Origin of the sequence: Pseudomonas sp. NFACC42-2 (assembly GCF_900116055.1) — a bacterium.
GTDB classification, from domain to species: Bacteria; Pseudomonadota; Gammaproteobacteria; order Pseudomonadales; family Pseudomonadaceae; genus Aquipseudomonas; species Aquipseudomonas marginalis.
In genome coordinates, this window is record NZ_FOZO01000008.1 from 1 (window position 1) to 18,197 (window position 18,197).

Annotated in this window: 20 protein-coding genes; 11 read left to right on the forward strand and 9 right to left on the reverse strand. The window is 62.0% G+C overall.

The window, feature by feature from the left end:
• The coding region (locus BM416_RS16205; RefSeq protein WP_218190222.1) for a DUF2268 domain-containing putative Zn-dependent protease at positions 1-444 on the reverse strand (444 nt) is incomplete at its 3' end.
• A 185-nt stretch (positions 445-629) separates the two neighbouring features.
• On the opposite strand from BM416_RS16205, the gene BM416_RS16210 reads away from it, so the two are divergent.
• Both BM416_RS16210 and BM416_RS16215 read left to right on the forward strand, forming a co-directional pair.
• Positions 630-1,727, forward strand: coding sequence for a carboxynorspermidine decarboxylase (locus BM416_RS16210; protein ID WP_092488724.1), 1,098 nt, complete (start codon positions 630-632; stop codon positions 1,725-1,727).
• Positions 1,728-1,755: 28 nt separating this feature from the next.
• Positions 1,756-3,000: a saccharopine dehydrogenase family protein gene (locus BM416_RS16215; protein WP_092488725.1), complete on the forward strand. Its 1,245-nt coding sequence runs from the start codon at positions 1,756-1,758 to the stop codon at positions 2,998-3,000.
• 131 nt (positions 3,001-3,131) lie between these two features.
• On the opposite strand, the gene BM416_RS16220 is transcribed toward BM416_RS16215, so the two are convergent.
• Entirely contained in the window at positions 3,132-3,911 is a 780-nt protein-coding gene (locus BM416_RS16220; protein WP_027607245.1) for an IclR family transcriptional regulator, read from the reverse strand.
• Between the two features lie 215 nt (positions 3,912-4,126).
• Between BM416_RS16220 and BM416_RS16225 the strand changes: the two genes are divergently transcribed.
• The 6 genes from BM416_RS16225 to BM416_RS16250 all read left to right on the forward strand — a co-directional run bounded on the left by BM416_RS16225 (position 4,127) and on the right by BM416_RS16250 (position 9,155).
• A complete protein-coding gene (locus tag BM416_RS16225; RefSeq protein ID WP_092488726.1) occupies positions 4,127-4,909 on the forward strand; it encodes an ABC transporter substrate-binding protein in 783 nt (260 codons plus the stop codon).
• Entirely contained in the window at positions 4,906-5,574 is a 669-nt protein-coding gene (ehuD, locus tag BM416_RS16230; protein ID WP_027607247.1) for an ectoine/hydroxyectoine ABC transporter permease subunit EhuD, read from the forward strand. Before BM416_RS16225 ends, ehuD begins: the two co-directional genes overlap by 4 nt.
• Positions 5,571-6,323, forward strand: coding sequence for an amino acid ABC transporter ATP-binding protein (locus tag BM416_RS16235; RefSeq protein WP_027607248.1), 753 nt, complete (start codon positions 5,571-5,573; stop codon positions 6,321-6,323). The genes ehuD and BM416_RS16235 overlap by 4 nt, the downstream gene beginning before the upstream one ends.
• A complete protein-coding gene (locus BM416_RS16240; protein ID WP_092488727.1) occupies positions 6,320-7,588 on the forward strand; it encodes an NAD(P)/FAD-dependent oxidoreductase in 1,269 nt (422 codons plus the stop codon). The genes BM416_RS16235 and BM416_RS16240 overlap by 4 nt, the downstream gene beginning before the upstream one ends.
• Positions 7,589-7,714: 126 nt before the next feature.
• On the forward strand, positions 7,715-8,485 hold the full coding sequence (gene mddA, locus BM416_RS16245; protein ID WP_092488728.1) for a methanethiol S-methyltransferase: 771 nt from the start codon (positions 7,715-7,717) through the stop codon (positions 8,483-8,485).
• A gap of 430 nt (positions 8,486-8,915) precedes the next feature.
• Positions 8,916-9,155, forward strand: coding sequence for a DUF6124 family protein (locus tag BM416_RS16250; RefSeq protein ID WP_092488729.1), 240 nt, complete (start codon positions 8,916-8,918; stop codon positions 9,153-9,155).
• 37 nt (positions 9,156-9,192) lie between these two features.
• On the opposite strand, the gene glsB is transcribed toward BM416_RS16250, so the two are convergent.
• Positions 9,193-10,101 (reverse strand): glutaminase B, encoded by a 909-nt coding sequence (gene glsB, locus BM416_RS16255; protein WP_027607252.1) that lies wholly within the window; start codon positions 10,099-10,101, stop codon positions 9,193-9,195.
• Between the two features lie 55 nt (positions 10,102-10,156).
• On the reverse strand, positions 10,157-10,501 hold the full coding sequence (locus BM416_RS16260) for a hypothetical protein (RefSeq protein ID WP_065948097.1): 345 nt from the start codon (positions 10,499-10,501) through the stop codon (positions 10,157-10,159).
• A gap of 90 nt (positions 10,502-10,591) precedes the next feature.
• On the opposite strand from BM416_RS16260, the gene BM416_RS16265 reads away from it, so the two are divergent.
• Positions 10,592-10,927: a hypothetical protein gene (locus tag BM416_RS16265; protein WP_092488730.1), complete on the forward strand. Its 336-nt coding sequence runs from the start codon at positions 10,592-10,594 to the stop codon at positions 10,925-10,927.
• A gap of 75 nt (positions 10,928-11,002) precedes the next feature.
• On the opposite strand, the gene BM416_RS16270 is transcribed toward BM416_RS16265, so the two are convergent.
• Entirely contained in the window at positions 11,003-11,413 is a 411-nt protein-coding gene (locus tag BM416_RS16270; protein WP_053134349.1) for a hypothetical protein, read from the reverse strand.
• A 110-nt stretch (positions 11,414-11,523) separates the two neighbouring features.
• On the opposite strand from BM416_RS16270, the gene BM416_RS16275 reads away from it, so the two are divergent.
• The gene (locus BM416_RS16275) at positions 11,524-12,372 is read left to right on the forward strand and encodes an AraC family transcriptional regulator (RefSeq protein WP_092488731.1); all 849 of its coding nucleotides are present in this window, start codon (positions 11,524-11,526) and stop codon (positions 12,370-12,372) included.
• On the opposite strand, the gene BM416_RS16280 is transcribed toward BM416_RS16275, so the two are convergent.
• The 3 genes from BM416_RS16280 to BM416_RS16290 are packed head-to-tail and all read right to left on the reverse strand — an operon-like array spanning position 12,373 to position 15,189.
• Positions 12,373-13,161, reverse strand: coding sequence for an ABC transporter ATP-binding protein (locus tag BM416_RS16280; RefSeq protein ID WP_092357384.1), 789 nt, complete (start codon positions 13,159-13,161; stop codon positions 12,373-12,375). It abuts the gene before it with no gap.
• Complete coding sequence (locus BM416_RS16285) at positions 13,155-14,144, reverse strand: ABC transporter permease (protein WP_092488732.1); 990 nt, start codon at positions 14,142-14,144, stop codon at positions 13,155-13,157. Before BM416_RS16285 ends, BM416_RS16280 begins: the two co-directional genes overlap by 7 nt.
• A complete protein-coding gene (locus tag BM416_RS16290) occupies positions 14,131-15,189 on the reverse strand; it encodes an ABC transporter substrate-binding protein (protein WP_092488733.1) in 1,059 nt (352 codons plus the stop codon). The genes BM416_RS16285 and BM416_RS16290 overlap by 14 nt, the downstream gene beginning before the upstream one ends.
• A 235-nt stretch (positions 15,190-15,424) precedes the next feature.
• On the opposite strand from BM416_RS16290, the gene BM416_RS16295 reads away from it, so the two are divergent.
• Positions 15,425-16,369: an aliphatic sulfonate ABC transporter substrate-binding protein gene (locus tag BM416_RS16295; RefSeq protein ID WP_092488734.1), complete on the forward strand. Its 945-nt coding sequence runs from the start codon at positions 15,425-15,427 to the stop codon at positions 16,367-16,369.
• Between the two features lie 351 nt (positions 16,370-16,720).
• Here BM416_RS16295 and BM416_RS16300 read toward each other — a convergent pair whose 3' ends face one another.
• On the reverse strand, positions 16,721-18,196 hold the full coding sequence (locus BM416_RS16300; protein ID WP_092488735.1) for an FGGY family carbohydrate kinase: 1,476 nt from the start codon (positions 18,194-18,196) through the stop codon (positions 16,721-16,723).
• Between the last annotated feature and the right edge of the window lies 1 nt (position 18,197).

Here is an 18,197-nt window from a genome sequence, read left to right on the forward strand (position 1 = left end):
CCCACCCCCGTAGCAGCTGCCGAGCGCAAGCGAGGCTGCGTCGGGCGCGCTGCCCAGCACATGCTGTACAAACCGTCCCGCCAGGCCTTCGCTGACCAGCGCCTCCCCCAGCGTCCAGCCATACCCCGGCCCAGCCATGCGCAGGCAATGATGCACCTCATGCACCACATGCCGACTCATTGCCCCGCCTTCGAGGCTCGTGGCGAAATTTTGGTTGTCGGGGTCCAGGGTCAGGGAGAACATCGTGCTGCGATAAGCACGGCCAACCAGGCCCAACTCCGGGATGGTTTCGCCCGGCAACCTTTGAATCAGTACATCCAATCGTGGTGGTGGCATCACTTGGGAGATCCCCCGGTAGGCAACATCGAACGCTTGCATCAATGCCTTGCGATTCGTGGCCAACGAGCCCGATGCCTCCAACCAGTGCAGTGTCCATGCGTCCATCCTCACCTCTCGTCATCCCAACGTCGTGTCGTCACCCCAGTGGCTCATCATACCCACGGGCTGTCACATTGGCAGGTCAGATTAAAAGCGGCGCAGCAAAATCCGCCCACTAACCTTTCGATTCGATCCAAGTGCGGGCACAATGCGTGTCCTTTTTTGGCAGGCACCGCCGCAGGCTCTCAAAAATGATCAAAACGCCGTACTACCTCATCGATAAACAGAAGCTTCTGGTCAACATGCAGAAGATTGCTTACGTGCGCGAGCAGTCCGGCGCCAAGGCCCTGCTGGCGCTCAAGTGCTTTGCCACCTGGTCGGTGTTCGACCTGATGCAGGAATACATGGACGGCACCACCTCGTCGTCGCTGTACGAATTGAAGCTCGGCCGCCAGAAGTTCGAAGGCGAGGCGCACGCCTACAGCGTGGCCTGGGCCGACGATGAAATCGAAGAGATGCTCGATAACTGCGACAAGATCATCTTCAACTCCATCAGCCAGCTGCAGCGTTTTGCCGAACGCAGCGAAGGCAAGACCCGCGGCCTGCGCGTCAACCCGCAGGTAAGCAGCTCCGACTACCTGCTGGCCGATCCGGCGCGTCCGTTCAGCCGCCTGGGCGAATGGGACCCGGTGAAGATCGAAGGCGTGATCGAACATATCTCCGGCTTCATGTTCCACAACAACTGCGAGAACGGCGACTTCAACCTGTTCGACCAGATGCTCAATACCATCGAAGAACGCTTCGGCGCGCTGCTGCACAAGGTCAACTGGGTCAGCCTCGGCGGTGGCATCCATTTCACCGGTGAAGGCTATGCCATCGACGCCTTCTGCCAGCGCCTCAAGGCGTTCTCGCAGAAGTACGACGTGCAGGTCTACCTGGAACCCGGCGAAGCGGCGATCACCAACAGCGCGTCCCTGGAAGTCACCGTGCTCGACACCCTCTACAACGGCAAAAATCTCGCCGTCGTCGACAGCTCCATCGAAGCCCACCTGCTGGACCTGCTGATCTATCGCCTCAACGCCAAGCTGGCGCCGAGCGAGGGCGAACACACCTACATGGTGTGCGGCAAATCCTGCCTGGCCGGGGACATCTTCGGCGAGTATCAATTTGATCGTCCGCTGGCCATCGGCGATCGGCTGTCGTTCATCGACACCGCGGGCTACACCATGGTCAAGAAAAATTGGTTCAACGGCCTGAAAATGCCGTCCATCGTAGTGAAACAACTCGACGGTACAGTCGAAGTGGTTCGTGAATTTGGTTACGACGACTACCTGTCCAGCCTTTCGTAAGCTGGCGGATAAAGGAGAGATAAAGCAATTGAAAAAGAACGTTCTTATCATTGGTGCAGGAGGTGTCGCCAAGGTGGTGGCCCACAAGTGCGCGCAGCACAACGACGAACTCGGTCGTATTGCTATCGCGTCGCGCAACATCTCCAAATGCCAGGCCATCATCGACAGCGTCAAGGCCAAGGGTAGCCTCAAGGTTCCCGCCGACATCCAGGCCTTCGCGCTGAACGCCCTGGACGTGGAAGCGACCAAGGCCCTGATCCGCGAGACCGAATCGCAGATCGTCATCAACGTGGGTTCCGCGTTCCTCAACATGTCGGTACTGCGTGCCTGCATCGACACCGGCGTCGCCTACCTCGACACCGCCATCCACGAAGAGCCGGGCAAGGTCTGCGAGACCCCGCCGTGGTACGGCAACTACGAATGGAACCACCTGGAAGAGTGCAAACAGAAGAACATCACCGCCATCCTTGGCGTGGGCTTCGACCCGGGTGTCGTCAACGCGTACGCCGCGCTGGCGCAGCAACAGCATTTCGACCGCATTGATTCGATCGACATCCTCGACGTCAATGCCGGCTCCCATGGCAAATACTTCGCCACCAATTTCGATCCGGAAATCAACTTCCGCGAATTCACCGGGCAGGTGTGGAGCTGGCAGAACAGCCAGTGGACCAGCAACACCATGTTCGAAGTCAAACGCACCGACGACCTGCCGGTCGTGGGTTCGCAGAACCTCTACCTCACCGGCCACGATGAAGTGCACTCGCTGTCGAAAAACCTCGACGTGCCCAACGTGCGTTTCTGGATGAGCTTCGGCGAACACTACATCAACGTGTTCACCGTGCTGAAAAACCTCGGCCTGCTCTCCGAGAAGCCGGTCACCACCGCCGAAGGCCTGGAAGTGGTGCCGTTGAAAGTGGTCAAGGCCGTGCTGCCCGACCCGTCTTCCCTGGCCCCGGGCTACACCGGCAAGACCTGCATCGGCGACCTGGTCAAAGGCACCAAGGATGGCCAGCCGCGTGAGATGTTCATCTACAACGTGGCGGATCACGAAGAAGCCTTCGCCGAGACCGACAGCCAGGGCATCTCCTACACCGCAGGCGTTCCACCGGTAGCCGCCGCGTTGCTGGTCGCCCGGGGCGAGTGGGATGTGAAACACATGGCCAACGTCGAGGAACTGCCGGCGGAGCCGTTCCTCAAGGCGCTGGACGTGATGGGCCTGCCGACTCGGATCAAGGACGAGCACGGTGATCGCGCCTGGGATGCAATGGCCTGACAGGTCATAGTGAACCGAACAGAATGTGGGAGGGAGCTTGCCCCCGATAGTGGTGGATCAGCAAGCAGTTGCTCGCTGACACACTGCCATCGGCGGCCAGCCCCCTCCCACATTTGCATCTACATTGCCGGTTATTCCAGGTTCCGCGCCGAGTTGCTCAGTGCCCTGGAGCACTGCAACAGCGCCGGCGCCAGCTGCTTCTCCGCATCCGCCCTGCTCCACCGACTGGTCGGCGCCACCACATGCACCGCCGCCACCGGCCGGCCATTGGCGCCCAGCACCGGCGCGCCGATGGTCATGTCGCCGAGGAACAGCTCCTGGGCATTCACCGCATAGCCCTGCTCGCGCACCTGCTGCAACGATTCCAGAATGCCCGCCACGTCCGTCAACGTCTGGCTGGTGTGTGCCACCCGCTGGCTGTGCTCGATCAGCGCCAACGCCTCCTCCTGCGGCAATGCACTCAAATACGCCCTCCCCGACGCCGTACAGTACATCGGCACCCGCGAGCCGATCGGCATATGCACCGGTACAAAACCCGCGCTGACAAAGCGCGCGATATAGGTCATGTCGTAGCCCGCCGGCTCGGTCAGGCACGAGGTCTCGCCGGTCAGCCGGGTCAGTTCCGACAGAAACGGGTTGGCCACCTCGATCAATGAATGCGCATCCAGGTAGCTGAACCCCAACTCCAGCACCCGGGGGGTGAGTTGGTAATGCCGTGTGCGGGAGTGTTTCCGAAGGTAACCCAGGCTTTCGAGGGTAAACACCATGCGCTGGGCCGAGCTTTTGGTCATGCCAGCGGCCTCGGCCACCTCTGCAAGGCTCATGCTGCGGCGCTGGGCGCTGAATGCCTTGAGCACCGACAGGCCTTTTTCCAGGGATTGGTTGTGCAGACTGTTGCGTTCTTCGGACATGGCGGACTCGCGGTCAGGTGGATCAGGCGTGGCGATATTACTACCCCAAATCACAAAAACAGACCACTAAATATCGCATAGCGATACGAATGGTTCATTTTATCGATTTTATATAGCGTGATTCGATTTATTTGAATCGAAATGGCACAGAGCTTGCGATTTCATCGGTAACCGCTCGCGGTACTGACTTTCCGTTTTCCTTCTGGAGTAGCCCGATGAACAGTCTTTCGCCCTTGTTTCGCCGCCTTGCCTTCGGTGTGTGCGCCACACTCTGCGTCAGCGCCGCGCACGCAGAAAGTGCGTCCACGTACAAAGTCGGTGCAACCGCCAGTGGGTCGCCGTTCACCTTCCTCGATATCAAGACCAACAGCATCCAGGGCGTGATGGTCGACGTCGCCGAGGCCGTGGGCAAGGCCGGCGGCTTCACCAGCCAGATCGAACAGACCAACTTCGCCGCGCTGATCCCCTCCCTCACCTCCGGCAAGCTCGACTTCATTTCCGCCGGCATGCTCAAGACCGAAGAGCGTACCAAGGTCGTCGACTTCAGCGCCCCGGTGTACGCCTACGGTGAGGGCCTGATCATCAATGCCGACGACAGCGCCGCCTACCCCGACCTCACGCCGCTCAAGGATCAGGTGGTCGGCGTACAGGCCGGCACGGTGTTCTACGACCAACTGAATAAGCTGGGGATCTTCAAGGAGATTCGCACCTACGACTCCATCGGCGAGATGGTCCGCGACCTGTCCCTGGGGCGCATCAAGGCGGCGGTCGGCGACCAGCCGGTGGTGGCCTACCAGATTCGCCAGAAGCTGTTCAAAGGCGTGAAGCTCGCCCCCGACTACCAGCCCACCAACGTCGGCGAAGTCTGCCTGGTGGTACGCAAAGGCGATGCGCAAACCCTCGGGCGCCTGAACACCGCCATCGCCGGCATCAAGGCCGACGGTACCCTGGACAGCATCCTCAAGAAGTGGGGACTTGATACCCAGGTGCGCCCATGAACCCGGCCGAGTTCCTGCAAAACGCCCGGGACTTCCTGCCGATTCTGCTGCAGGGCGCCTGGGTGACGATCCAGATCACCGTGCTGTCGTTCCTGCTCAGCAGTGCGATCGGCCTGGTGCTGGCGCTGCTCAAGCTGTCGCCGATTCGCACGCTGTCATGGGTGGCCAGCACCATCATCAACGTGATCCGTGGCCTGCCGATCATCGTGCAGCTGTTCTACATCTACTTCGTGCTGCCGGACATGGGCGTGCACCTCACGGCGTTCTACGCCGGGGTGATCGGCATGGGTATCGCCTACTCGGCATACCAGGCCGAGAACTTCCGCACCGGCATCATCGCCGTGGAACAGGGCCAGCGTGAAGCCGCCGAAGCCCTGGGCATGCGCTCGGCGCTGATGATGCGCCGGGTGATCCTGCCCCAGGCGTTTCGCATCGCCCTGCCGCCCTACGGCAACACCCTGGTGATGATGCTCAAGGATTCGTCCCTGGTCTCCACCATCACCGTCGCCGAGATGACCCGCCAAGGCCAACTGATCGCCTCGTCGACCTTCCAGAACATGACCGTCTACACCCTGGTCGCCCTGCTCTACCTGCTGATGAGCCTGCCGCTGGTGTATGGCCTGCGTCGTATGGAGCAGCACCTGGGGCGGAGGAAAAAAGCATGATCGAGATTCGTCAGTTGCAAAAACATTACGGCAGCCACCGCGTCCTGCACGGCGTTGACCTCGACGTGGCCAAGGGCGAAGTGGTGTGCCTGATCGGCCCCTCGGGCTCGGGCAAATCCACCCTGCTGCGCTGCATCAACGCGCTGGAAGCCTACGATGGCGGCCACATCAACGTGTTCGGCGAAACCGTGCAACGCGGCAGCAAAACCGTGCACGCGCTGCGCAGCCGCATGGGCATGGTGTTTCAGCGCTTCAACCTGTTCCCCCACCGCACCGTGCTGGAAAACGTGATGGAAGGTCCGGTGTATGTCAAAGGCGAACCGCTCAAGCAGGCCCGCGAAGAGGCCCTGGTGTTGCTGGACAAGGTGGGCCTGAGCGCCAAGGCCGACGCCTACCCCGAACAGCTCTCCGGCGGCCAGCAGCAACGCGTGGCCATCGCCCGCGCCCTGGCGATGAAACCTGAAGCCATGCTGTTCGACGAACCCACCTCGGCCCTCGACCCTGAACTGGTGGGCGATGTCCTGGCGGTAATGCGCACCCTGGCCGACGAAGGCATGACCATGATCGTGGTCACCCACGAAATGGGCTTTGCCCGCGAAGTGGCCGACCGCGTGTGCTTCCTGCATGGCGGCTACATCGTCGAGAGCGGCCCGGCCGAGCAGGTGCTGGGCGATCCACAGCATGCACGTACCCAGGACTTCCTGCGGCGCGTGCTGCACCCCACCGGCAACACGCGGAGCCTGTCATGAAATCATTGTGGTCGGCGACGGCGCCCTCCGTGGTGCCGACGCCTGCGCTGGGTGAGTCGGTGAACGTGGATGTGGCGATTGTCGGCGCGGGGTATACCGGCCTGTCGACAGCCCTGCATCTGGCCGAGCGCGGGGTCAGCGTGTGCGTGCTGGAAGCCAATGAGCCCGGCTGGGGCGCATCGGGACGCAATGGCGGGCAGGTCAACCCGACGCTCAAGTACGACCCGGAGCAACTGGTGCAGATGTACGGACCGGAGCAGGCCGAGCCGTTGATCTCGACAGTGTCGAACTCGGCGGACCTGGTGTTCACGTTGATCGACAGGCACGGCATTGATTGCGCGCCGGTGCGCAAAGGCTGGATGCAGGTGTCGTACACGCAAAAGGGCGTGGCCGGCCTGCATGCGCGAGCCGAGCAATGGGCGCGGCGCGGCGTGCCGGTGCAGCGCCTGGATGCGGCGGCGGTGGCATCGCGCATGGGCAGTGAGGCATTCGCCGGCGGCTGGCTGGATGGCCGCGCCGGGGCGATTCAGCCGCTGGCGTATGCCCGTGGGCTGGTCGGGGCGGCGTTGGCGGCGGGTGTTCGCGTTCATGGTCACAGCGCAGTGACAGGGTTACAGCGCCAGGGCCCGGGATGGCAACTGCAGACCGCTGGCGGTGCGCAGGTGATGGCCGATCAAGTGGTGCTGGCCACCAATGGCTACAGCGGCAACCTGTGGCCGGGCATGGCGCAGAGCATCCTCGCGGCGAACAGTTTTATCGTCGCCACCAAACCGCTGCGTGGGCGTGCGGCAGAGAGCATCTTGCCGGGACAGGAAACCGTGTCCACCGCACAACGGCTGCTGCTGTACTTTCGCAAAGACAGTCATGGGCGCTTACTGATGGGCGGACGCGGGTTGTTCAACGACCCCACGTCACCGGCCGATTTTGCCCACCTGGAGCGCTCCCTGGCGCTGCTCTTTCCGCAATTGGGCCCGCTGGAATTTGAGTACCGCTGGGCCGGGCGTATCGCAATCACGCGGGACTTCATGCCCCATGTCCACGAACCGGCACCGGGGCTGACCTTGGCGCTGGGCTGCAATGGCCGCGGCATCGCATTGTGTACCAGCCTGGGGCAGCAACTGGCCGGGCGGTTGTGCGACAGCCAAGCTGAATTTGCCTACCCGGTCACGCCGCTGCAACGCTTGCCGATGCACGGATTGCAGCGGTTTTACATTGGTGCGGGGGTGGCTTGGTACAGCTTGTTGGATCGGCTCAATATCAGCTGAGTCCTAATTGCAGGGGCGCCGAAAACCGTTATCCCTCACAGGTCCTTTGGTACGCAAAACCCGCTAGGCTTAGCCATGGATTGGCTGACCTGCGGGTTTGCGGTCTATTCATCCTGTGGGAAAGGCATGCTCATGCAACTCGACAACACTCGCACCGCCCGTGTCATCGGGCTGGTGTACAGCACCTGCTGCTATTTGGCGTTCCTATTCACGTGTTTGTATTTGATCGGGTTCGTCGGCAGCGTGGCGGTGCCCAAGAACATCAACGACGGGCCCCTCCTCGCTTGGCCAGCCGCCGTGCTGATCAACTGCGCGCTGATCCTGCTGTTCGGCGTCCAGCACACGGCCATGGCGCGCAAAGGCTTCAAACAGTGGCTGGCGGCAGTCATTCCGACCTCCGTTGAACGCTCCACGTATGTGCTGCTCAGCAGCCTGGTGCTGGTGCTGATGTTCTGGCTGTGGCAACCGATGCCGCTCACCGTCTGGAAGGTTGAAACGACGTGGGCCAAGGCCCTGCTGATTGGCCTGTTCTGGCTGGGCTGGGGCATCGCTTTACTGGCAACCTTTTTGATTGACCACTTCGAACTGTTCGGGCTCAAGCAGGCCATCGACCGTTGGCGCAAAACCACACCACAGGCGCCAGTATTCAGGACACCGCTGTTTTACAGGATCGTACGTCACCCGCTGTATCTCGGCTTCCTGATCGCCTTTTGGGCAACGCCACACATGACGGCCGGGCACCTGTTGTTTGCGACAGGGATGACGGTTTACCTCTTCATTGGCGCCAGCTTTGAAGAAAAGGACCTGGTGGTGTTGTTTGGTGAGCGGTATCGGCGCTACCAGCAGGAGGTGGGTATGATTTTGCCGGGGTCGAAGACGCGCAAAAAAGGACGCTGAATAGGCGTTTTGTGGCGAGGGAGCTTGCTCCCGTTGGACTGCGCAGCAGTCCCATTTTTGGGGCCGCTTCGCGGCCCAGCGGGAGCAAGCTCCCTCGCCACAGGATGTAGCGTCTGGCCATGAGTTCCTTAGGACTTATCCCACGACTGTTTCAGGTTGTCGCTCGGAACTTCGCTGACTAACCTCTGTGCCGTCGCTGCCAATTCAGCGACCGGATTTGACCGTCCGGCCTTGTTAACGAACTGCTACGCCCTGCACCTATCCCAGGCGTTTTTTTTGTGCCTGAGGTATCGTGTCGCGGCAGTTGTGCGCGGGATACTTTCGGGTATGCCGGGTTCGTTGACAACCGGTCGGTCAACCCGCGTACAGCTGCCACCCTCTTCGTTTGACCGCGAACGCTGGCGGCTCCACTTGTCGACGGAGTTCCACCATGATTAAAGACACCCCAAATCCCCCAGAAAAACTCTTCACCGTGCGCCCCGACCTGGGCACGGAGACCCTGCTGGTCAACGCCTCCCAGGATCTATCCTCCATCACCGATATCACCACGCACCTGGCCTTTGAAATCGACGGCGCCCAACGCAATGTGGCGTTGGGCATCTGCCGAATGCTGGAAGGTGTGCAATTGTTGGTGGACAAAGCATTGGATGACGCCCATCCAGCGGCATGACACTCAGATGATCGTTCCCACGCGCGTGGGAACGATCTCAAAACACCGACCACCCAATCCGCTCACTCAACAACTCCAACGCCTTGATCCCCGCCAGCGAGTTGCCCGCCGCGTTCAACTCCGGCGACCACACGCACACCGTAAACTGCCCCGGCACCACCGCGACAATGCCGCCGCCCACACCGCTCTTGCCCGGCAAGCCCACGCGGTAGGCAAAGTTGCCCGCCTCGTCATACAGCCCGCTGGTGGCCATGATCGAGTTGACTTGCTTGGTCTGCCGCGCGGTGAGGATCTGTTCGCCGCTGTGGGCACTGGTGCCCTCGTTGGCGAGGAAGCTGAACGCCTTGGCCAGGTCCAGGCAGCTCATCTGCAGGGCGCAGTAGTTGAAGTAGCTGTGCAGCACCGCGTCCACATCGTTGTGGAAGTTGCCGAAGGACTTCATCAGGTAGGCCATGGCCGCGTTGCGTGCGCCGTGCTGGGCTTCGGAGTCGGCGACCACGCTGTTGACCAGGATCTGCGGGTTGCCCGACAGGCGCCGCACGAAGTCGCGCATCGACAGGATCGGCACGGCAAAGCGTGATTGGTTGATGTCGCAGATCACCAGCGCGCCGGCATTGATGAAGGGGTTACGCGGGCGGCCGCGTTCGAATTCCAGTTGCACCAACGAGTTGAACGGTTGCCCCGAAGGCTCGTGGCCCAGGCGTTCCCAGATGGTTTCGCCGCCGTGGTCGATGGCCTGCACCAGGCTGAACACCTTGGAAATGCTCTGCACCGAGAACAGCGTATCGGCGTCACCGGCGCGGTAGGCCGAGCCGTCATTGCCGTACACCGCGATGCCCAGTTGGTTGGCCGGTACATCGGCCAGCGCGGGAATGTAGTCGGCGACTTTGCCGAGGCCGATCAGGGGGCGCACTTCGTCGAGGATCGACTCCAGCAGCGCCTGCATGTCTTGTCCTGTCATCTGTCTTTGAATCGGTGGAAAGCGGGGTGCGGAGGATACTTCAATGGGCGCGGAAGCCCCACACAATCTCTACCACCCGCTCGGCCACCACCAGATAAACCAGGATCAGCAACAGCTGCAATGCCAGGTGATAACGCAGCTTGGCCAACCGGCGAATGCCATCGCTGACGTTCAACAGCATCAGCACTGTCGACAGAAGGATCAGCCCCCACCCCGCCACGCTGGAGGCGAACACCCCGATAAACAGGTCCTGCTGCCCCACGAGGGTATTGGTACCCGCCGCAAACAGCAGCGCGCACACCAGCAGGTTTTTGACGTTGTCGAAAACTTGCGTGCTCAGGTCGTTTTCCAGCAGGGCCACATACCGCTTCCATAACGTGCGCATGAGTCATTACCGGTTAGGGATCGCTCGTCAATCAAAGTAGTCCATATGCCCGTACACTGCACCGTTGCGCTTACTCCACGAGGACTTTGCATGAAATTGATAATTGGCCTGGCCGCTTTACTGCTGGTATCGGCCTGTACCACGACCCCACCCGCCCAGGACGCTGCGGCGTCCACCTGCCTGGCAGGCGGCGGTACCATGAAGCAAGTCGGCAAGCTGCAGAGCTGGAAATGCATCACCCCGTACAAGGATGCGGGCAAGGCATGTACCGATTCGAGCCAGTGTGAAGGCGAGTGCCAGACCAGCGTCACCACCCAGTCCGGCAACGGTCCGGTGACCGGCGCGTGCCAGGTGGATAACGGCCACTTCGGCTGCTCGGCGACGGTGGAGAAAGGCAAGCTGGGCCGAGCGATCTGCGTGGACTGAGCCATACCACCAAACCCATGTGGGAGCGGGCCCGCGGCCAGACCCGCTCGCACATTTTTTGCTCCACTTTACCCTTCAAAAATGCGCCACATCCGACACCCGCTCATCCAGCACATCCCGCGCCAGTGCCCAGGCCTGGTCCTTGGATTCCACCACCAGCAACGGGTAGCCCCAGGCCTTGCTGAACATCACCGCAAACGGCTTGAGTGCCAGGCGTTTAGCGGCGCTGGGCTCAACTTGGATCATGCCTTTGACGAACATGCGCAGCGCCTGTTTGTTTTTCTTCATCCAGATCGACGCCTGCTTACGCTCTTCGTGGGAGTGCTCATGGTTGTTTTCATCCACGGATTTTTCGTGCAGCAACATAAAGGCCTGCTCCCTCGCCAATAGTCCTTCAAAAGCCAGGAAAGCATCCTCCGGCCCACCCTCGCTGGGCGCATCGAAGACGATTTTCACCACAGGGAACGTTGTACTGTCGAGTCGCATGGCAAAGCTCCTTAATGAGAGTGGATCTCAATATAAAGCTCGAGCCCCTGGACGGCATTGCACAGAATAGCCAGACTGTTTCGCAATCCGGCCAACCTGCGATCTCCGCCATGAAGCACCACCGTCTTGATCTGCTCGAACCGTTGATGGGCAAGGACGCCGACCTGTTTCCCCGCGCCGTGGTGGCGGTGGGCGCAACCAGCACGTCGGACACCTGGGAACATGCCCAGCACGCCCACCGCAAGGGCCAGTTGATGTACACCCTGCGCGGGGTCATCCACTGTGAAATCGAAGCGGGAATCTGGATCGTGCCGCCCCAGTGTGCACTGTGGATTCCCGGCGGTACGCCCCATGCGGCGCGTGGCTCTGGCGAGGCCGAGGTGTATTGCCTGTTGATCGACCCCGACGCCGCCCACGCCCTTCCGCCGCAATGCTGCACCCTGGCCGTGTCCGGGTTGCTGCATGAGCTGATCAGCAAGGCCGTCAGCTTCCCGCAATTCTATGACGAGGGCGGCGCCCAAGGCCGCTTGATCAACACCTTGCTGGATGAACTGGCCGCCGCCCCGGTCGAAGCCCTGCACCTGCCCATGCCCCAGGACGCACGCTTGCGCCGCCTGGCCAACAGCCTGCTGGCCGACCCGACCGACAAAGCCACCCTCGGCCAGTGGGCGGTGCGCATCGGCATGAGCGAGCGCAGCATGACGCGCCTGTTGCTGGAGGAATTGGGCCTGAGTTTCGGCCGCTGGCGCCGGCAGTTGCATGTGATCCTGTCCCTGCAACGGCTGGCCAAGGGTGAAAGTGTGCAACGGGTGGCCCTGGAACTGGGTTATGAAAACGCCAGCGGCTTCATCACCATGTTCCGCAAGGCGGTGGGCCAGCCGCCCGCGCGTTACCTGGCGGACCGTGCCGGTGTCTCAAGTACGACCACCCAGGCCATTGCGCTGAAAGACGCCCACTGACTACCAGTTTTCGCCCAACCCCAGCAGGCCCAGTATCTGCCGCCGCAGGTCCACCAGGTAAGGATCGTCCCGGTGCCGTGGATACGGCCTATCGATGCTCAACTGTGCCTGGATCTTCGCCGGGCGGTCGCTGAACACAATCACCCGGTTGGCCAGCAGCAAGGCTTCTTCCACATCGTGGGTCACCAGCAGGGCCGTGTAGCCCTGGCGCTGCCACAGGTCGATCAGCTCTTTTTGCATGGTGATGCGGGTCAGGGAGTCGAGTTTGCCCAGGGGTTCGTCGAGGATCAGCAAACGCGGCTGGTTGACCAGTGCACGGGCCAACGCCACCCGCTGGGCCATGCCGCCGGACAACTGCCGGGGATAGGCACGGGCGAACGGGCCAAGGCCGACCTTGTGCAGGGCCTCATCGACCTTGGCCGAATGGGTCTTGAGCAGGCCCTGGGCTTCGAGGCCGAGGGCGACGTTGTCCCACACGCGACGCCATGGGTACAGGGTCGGGTCCTGGAACACCACCACGCGGCTTGGGTCCGGGCCGGCGATGGGTTCGCCATCGGCCAATAGCCGTCCGGAGTCCGCCGGTTCCAGCCCCGCCACCAGGCGCAGCAAGGTGGACTTGCCGCACCCCGAAGGCCCGAGCAATGCCACAAACTCTCCCGGCGCCACGTCCAGGGACACCCGCTCCAACACCGGCAAATGCCGGCCGTCCAGCGCAAAACCATGGCTGAGGTTTTCTATGCGCAGCGCCAATCCTTCCGAAGCCGATACCGCGTGTGCCAGGGCTACCATTTCATCGCTCCTTTCTGCCAGGCCAGCAACCGATCACGCACCAGGAACAACCCGGTGATCAACCCCGAACAGGCCAGCGCCATGATCAGCAGTGCGGCGTACATGTTCGCGTAGGCCGCCCAGCCCTGGGCCCATTGCAGGTACCAGCCGATGCCGGATTTGACTCCCATCATTTCCGCCACCACCAAGGTTGAGAATGAGGCGCCCAGGCCCATGAACAGGCCGACGAAGACGTGGGGCAGCGCGGCGGGAATCGCCACCTTGAAAATCAGAAAACCCGGCCGGGCGCCGAGGGTGCGCGCCACGTCGTAATAGGCTTTATCGACGCTGGCCACGCCGGACCAGGTGAGCACCGTGACCGGAAACCAGGTGGCCAGAGCAATCAAAAACACACTCGCACTCCAACTGCTCGGAAACAGGAAAAAACACAGCGGCAACAACGCCGTCGACGGCACCGGGCCGAGGATGCGCAGCACCGGGTGCAGCCAGTAGCCGATCCGCGTGGACCAGCCAATGGCAACACCGGCGACAAACCCGGTGGCCGCGCCCAGCGCCACCCCCGAGCCCAGCAGCAGCGCCGAATGCAGCAGGCTGTCGGCCAGGCGTGCGTAGTCTTCGATGTACACCGCGAGCAAGGCTTGGGGCGGCGCGAAGAATGGCACCGGCAACAGCGCAAGCTTGGCGGTGAGCAATTCCCAGAGGCCCAAAAGCACCGGCAAGGCGATCAGCCAGGGCGCGGCCGTGCGCAAGCGCAGCGCGAGTGTCGACAGCCTGCGCCCCAGCAGGCTCAGCACAATAAACAACGCCGCCACGCCCACACAGAGGTTGGCCAGGCCCTGGGTCATCGGCCAGTTGCGCACCGCGTTGGGCCAGTAACTGATCAGCAGCGCGACGGCCACCCAGGCCGTCACCACCGCCGCGCCTTGCCACCCGAGCTTGAGCGCCACAGGCGGGTTGAGGATGCTTGCGTCAGTTGAAGACATCGGCGGTGATCTCCTGGGCAAACGCGATCGGGTCGGTGCCTTTGCTGATCACTTCCACGGTTTTCAGGTCGGTGACGTAGGTGGTGATCTCCTGGGTCAGCGCTACGCCGACCGCGTGGTGGCCGTGGGTGTGGTCGTGGAGGATGGCCTGGACTTCTTCGGTGGAGGTGTTCAGTGCGTAGGCCTGGAAGCCTTTGGCAACGTCCTCCGGGTGCTGCACGGAATAGTCATGGGCCTCAAGGATCGCCTGGGTCAGCGCCGCGACCACGCGCTTGTCTTCACGCACCAATTTGCCGGTGACGCCGACCACGCAGCAACTGAGGTTGGCGTATTCCTCCACCAGGTTGGTGGACAACTCACGCGCCACGCCGGACTTGATCAGGCGGTACATGAACGGGTCACTGCCGCTCACCGCCTGCACTTCACCACGCTCCAGCGCCGTGCCGAGCAGGTCGGCCGGGTACAGGCGCCACTCCACATCGCGCACCGGGTCGACGCCGTGTTTTTTCAGCAGGATCGAAAAGAAATTGCGGTCCGGGCTGGCCATGTCGGTCACGCCAATGGCCTTGCCCTTGAGGTCTTCCAGCTTGCTCACGCCGCCGTTGGCGGCACTGAGCAACCGCAGGCAACCGCCATGGGTGCCGGCGGTGAGCTTCACGTCGAAGCCCTGCTCCAGGGCCTTGAGCCAGCGCAACGCCATGCCCACGCCTGCGTCGGCCTTGCCGGTGGCGATGGCTTCCAGCAAGACCTCGGTGGAGTTGCCGAAGTTGACCAACTCCACGTCCAGGTTGTGCTTGCCAAAGAAACCCTGCCCATGGGCGATCACCACCGGCGCCAGGCACACCGCGTTGAGGTTCACCGCCAGCTTGAGTTTGCGCGGCGCGTCGAGGCGGATGAACTCACCGGTGCCGGCAGGCTCCTGGGCGATGTTGTGGCCGGCATGTGCGTCAGCGGCAAGGCCCAGGCGCGGCAGCGACAGGCTCGCCAGGGTCAGGCCGGCCAGGCCCAGGAGGCGGCGACGGGTCAGGTGATCAAAAGCAGCCATGCGAAGTATCCCTATTGAATGGATCAGCCCGCTTCAGAGAAAGGCCGAATGCGGCAAAAACTCCATTTTAATTATATTAACGACTGACTTTTATGAAAGAACCATATAATTCTATGGTTATGCCCGCTGGGCAGGAAGCGGCTGAAAGCGCCCTAAGCTCAGATCGAAAGAGTATTTATCGAATGGTTTTCAGATCATTAAGCTTGGATCTATTTCGCTGAAGATCGAGCCCACCATGCCCCTCCGTCGTCCCCTCGCCGCTGTATTAGGATTGCTGGCCTTTTCCGTCGCGATCAGTGCGCACGCCCAGGAAACCGTGCGCATCGGTTACCAGAAATCCTCCACGCTGATCACCCTGCTCAAGACCCAGGGCACCCTGGAGAAAGCCCTCAAGGCCGACAACATCGAGGTGAGCTGGCATGAGTTCCCCAGCGGCCTGCCGCTGCTGGAAGCGCTGAACGTCGGCAATGTGGACATCAGCGCCGACGTGGCCGACACCGTGCCGATCTTCGCCCAGGCCGCCCAGGCCAAACTCACCTACTTCGCCCAGGAAGCGCCCTCGCCCTCGGCCCAGGCCATCGTGGTACGCAAGGACTCGCCGATCCAACAGTTGGCGGACTTGAAGGGCAAGAAGATCGCGGTAACCAAGGCCGCCGGCACTCACTATCTGTTGATTGCCGCGTTGGCCAAGGCCGGCCTGGCGTTCTCGGATATCGAGCCGGCTTACCTGTCGCCGGCCGATGGCCGCGCGGCGTTCGAGAACAACAAGGTGGACGCCTGGGTCACCTGGGAACCCTTCCTCACCAGCGTGCAGCGCCAACTGCCGACGCGCACCCTGGCGGACGGTGCTGGGCTGGCGAGCTACAAGCGCTATTACCTGACCGGCACGCCCTACGCCAAGGCGCACCCGGAGGTATTGAAGGTGGTGTATGCGCAGCTGGAAAACGCCGGCCACTGGGTAAAAACCAACCCGCAGGACGCGGCCAAAGTGCTAGGCCCGCTGTGGGGCAACCTGGATGCAGCCACGGTGGAAGCGGCGAATGCGCACCGCAGTTATCAAGTGCAGCCGGTGACGATTGAGCAGTTGGGTGAGCAGCAGAAGATTGCCGATGCGTTCTTCAAGGCGGGGCTGTTGCCCAGGGCGGTGGATGCCAAGGATGTGCAGACCTGGCGGCCTTGAAGGCGGGTGTGATCTCAATGTGGGAGGGGCAGTGCAACGATTCGACTTGCCCTCGATGGGCATGGGTATCTACACAACTTTTCAGACTCTGACAAATATCCCTGTGGTGAGCGGGCTTGTCCCGCGCTGGGCTGCGTAGCAGCCCCAGTAAAGAAGAATGCGGTGTATCAGACACTCTGTAGAGGCTGGTTTTGGGGCTGCTACGCAGCCCAACGCGGGCGGTGCGACGATTCGACAAGCCCGCTCACCACAACAGCCCTATCTGCCGGACGTTCAGTGTTGAGTCAACGTTATGTAGATCCCTATGCTCATCGGCGGCAAGCCCCTCCCACATTTGGTTTGCATATGCGGTTAGAGGAGTGTTCGGGCTAGAGCCTTTTTCCACTCTGAGTAACGCTCCGCCATCGCCGGATCCTCCTGCGGCTCAAAGCGCTCGCGCTGGCGTTCCAACTGCCCCAGTTCCGCATCACTCGCCCACACCCCCAACGCCCGACCCGCCAGGTGCGCTGCGCCCAATGCCGACACCTCCGGCGACAGGCTGCGCACCACCGGGCGTTGCAGCAGGTTGGCGAGGAACTGCATCAGCCAGCGGTTGCGCGTGGCGCCGCCATCCACCCACAGTTCCTTGAGCGGGCTGCCGATGTCTTGCTGCATGGCCTCGAACACATCGCGAATCTGATAGCCGATGGATTCCAGCGAGGCGCGCAGGATATGCGCGCCGGACGTGGCTTCGCTCAACCCGCAGATGAGTCCACGGGCGTCGGCCTTCCAGTGCGGTGCGCCGAGGCCGGACAGCGCCGGGACAAAATACACGCCGCCGTTATCCGGCAATTGCGCGGCCTGTTCGGTCAGCGCATCCAGGGATTCTCCCGCCACCAGCTTCGACGCCCACTGCACGGCAGCGCCGGTATGGACGATATTGCCTTCCATGCCGAAAGTAGGTTGGCTGCCATCGTGCCAGGCCAGGGTGGTCGACAGGCCATGGGTGGAGGCAATCGGCCCGCCCATGGGCGTCATCAAGGACGAACCGGTGCCGAGGGTGGCCTTGACCAGCCCCGGCGCGAAACCGCCCTGCCCGTACAGCGCCGCATGGGAGTCGCCGATCATCGACATCACCGGGATGCCGGCAGGCAAGCCGCCCAACGCGACGGTTTCGGCGAAGAACCCGGCGCTCGGCTGGATCGGCGCCAAGGCCGCAGCCGGAATGCCGAACAACGCCAACAGCTCAGGATCCCAGGCACAGGTGTGCAGGTTGAACAGTTGGGTGCGTGCGGCGTTGGAATAGTCGGTGGCGAACACCCGGCCGCCGCTGAGTTGCCACAACAGCCAGCTATCGACCGTGCCCAGGCAGATTTCCCCGGCAGCAGCGCGGGCATGGCCATCCTCAAGGTGATCGAGAATCCAGCGGAATTTGCCCGCCGAGAACATCGGGTCCAACGCCAGCCCGGTCTTTTCCAGGATCAGCGCTTCATGACCCTGCTCATGCAGTTGCGTGCACAACGCCGTAGAGCGTCGGCACTGCCAACTGATGCACGGCGACAATGGCTCACCGGTATGCCTATCCCAAGCCACCACCGATTCACGCTGATTGCTGATGGCCAACGCAGTGATCGGACGGTCCATCTGGGCCAGGCATTCTTCAATCGCCGCCAACGTGTTTTGCCAGATCAGCAGCGGGTCCTGCTCGGAAAACCCGGCCTGGGGATGGCGAACGCTCAAGGGCCGCGAACCGCGCGCAACCACCTGGCCAAGTTCGTTGACCAGCACCGCCTTGGCATTGCTGGTGCCTTCATCTATCGCCAGGATCAGCGGGGTATTGTTATTCATG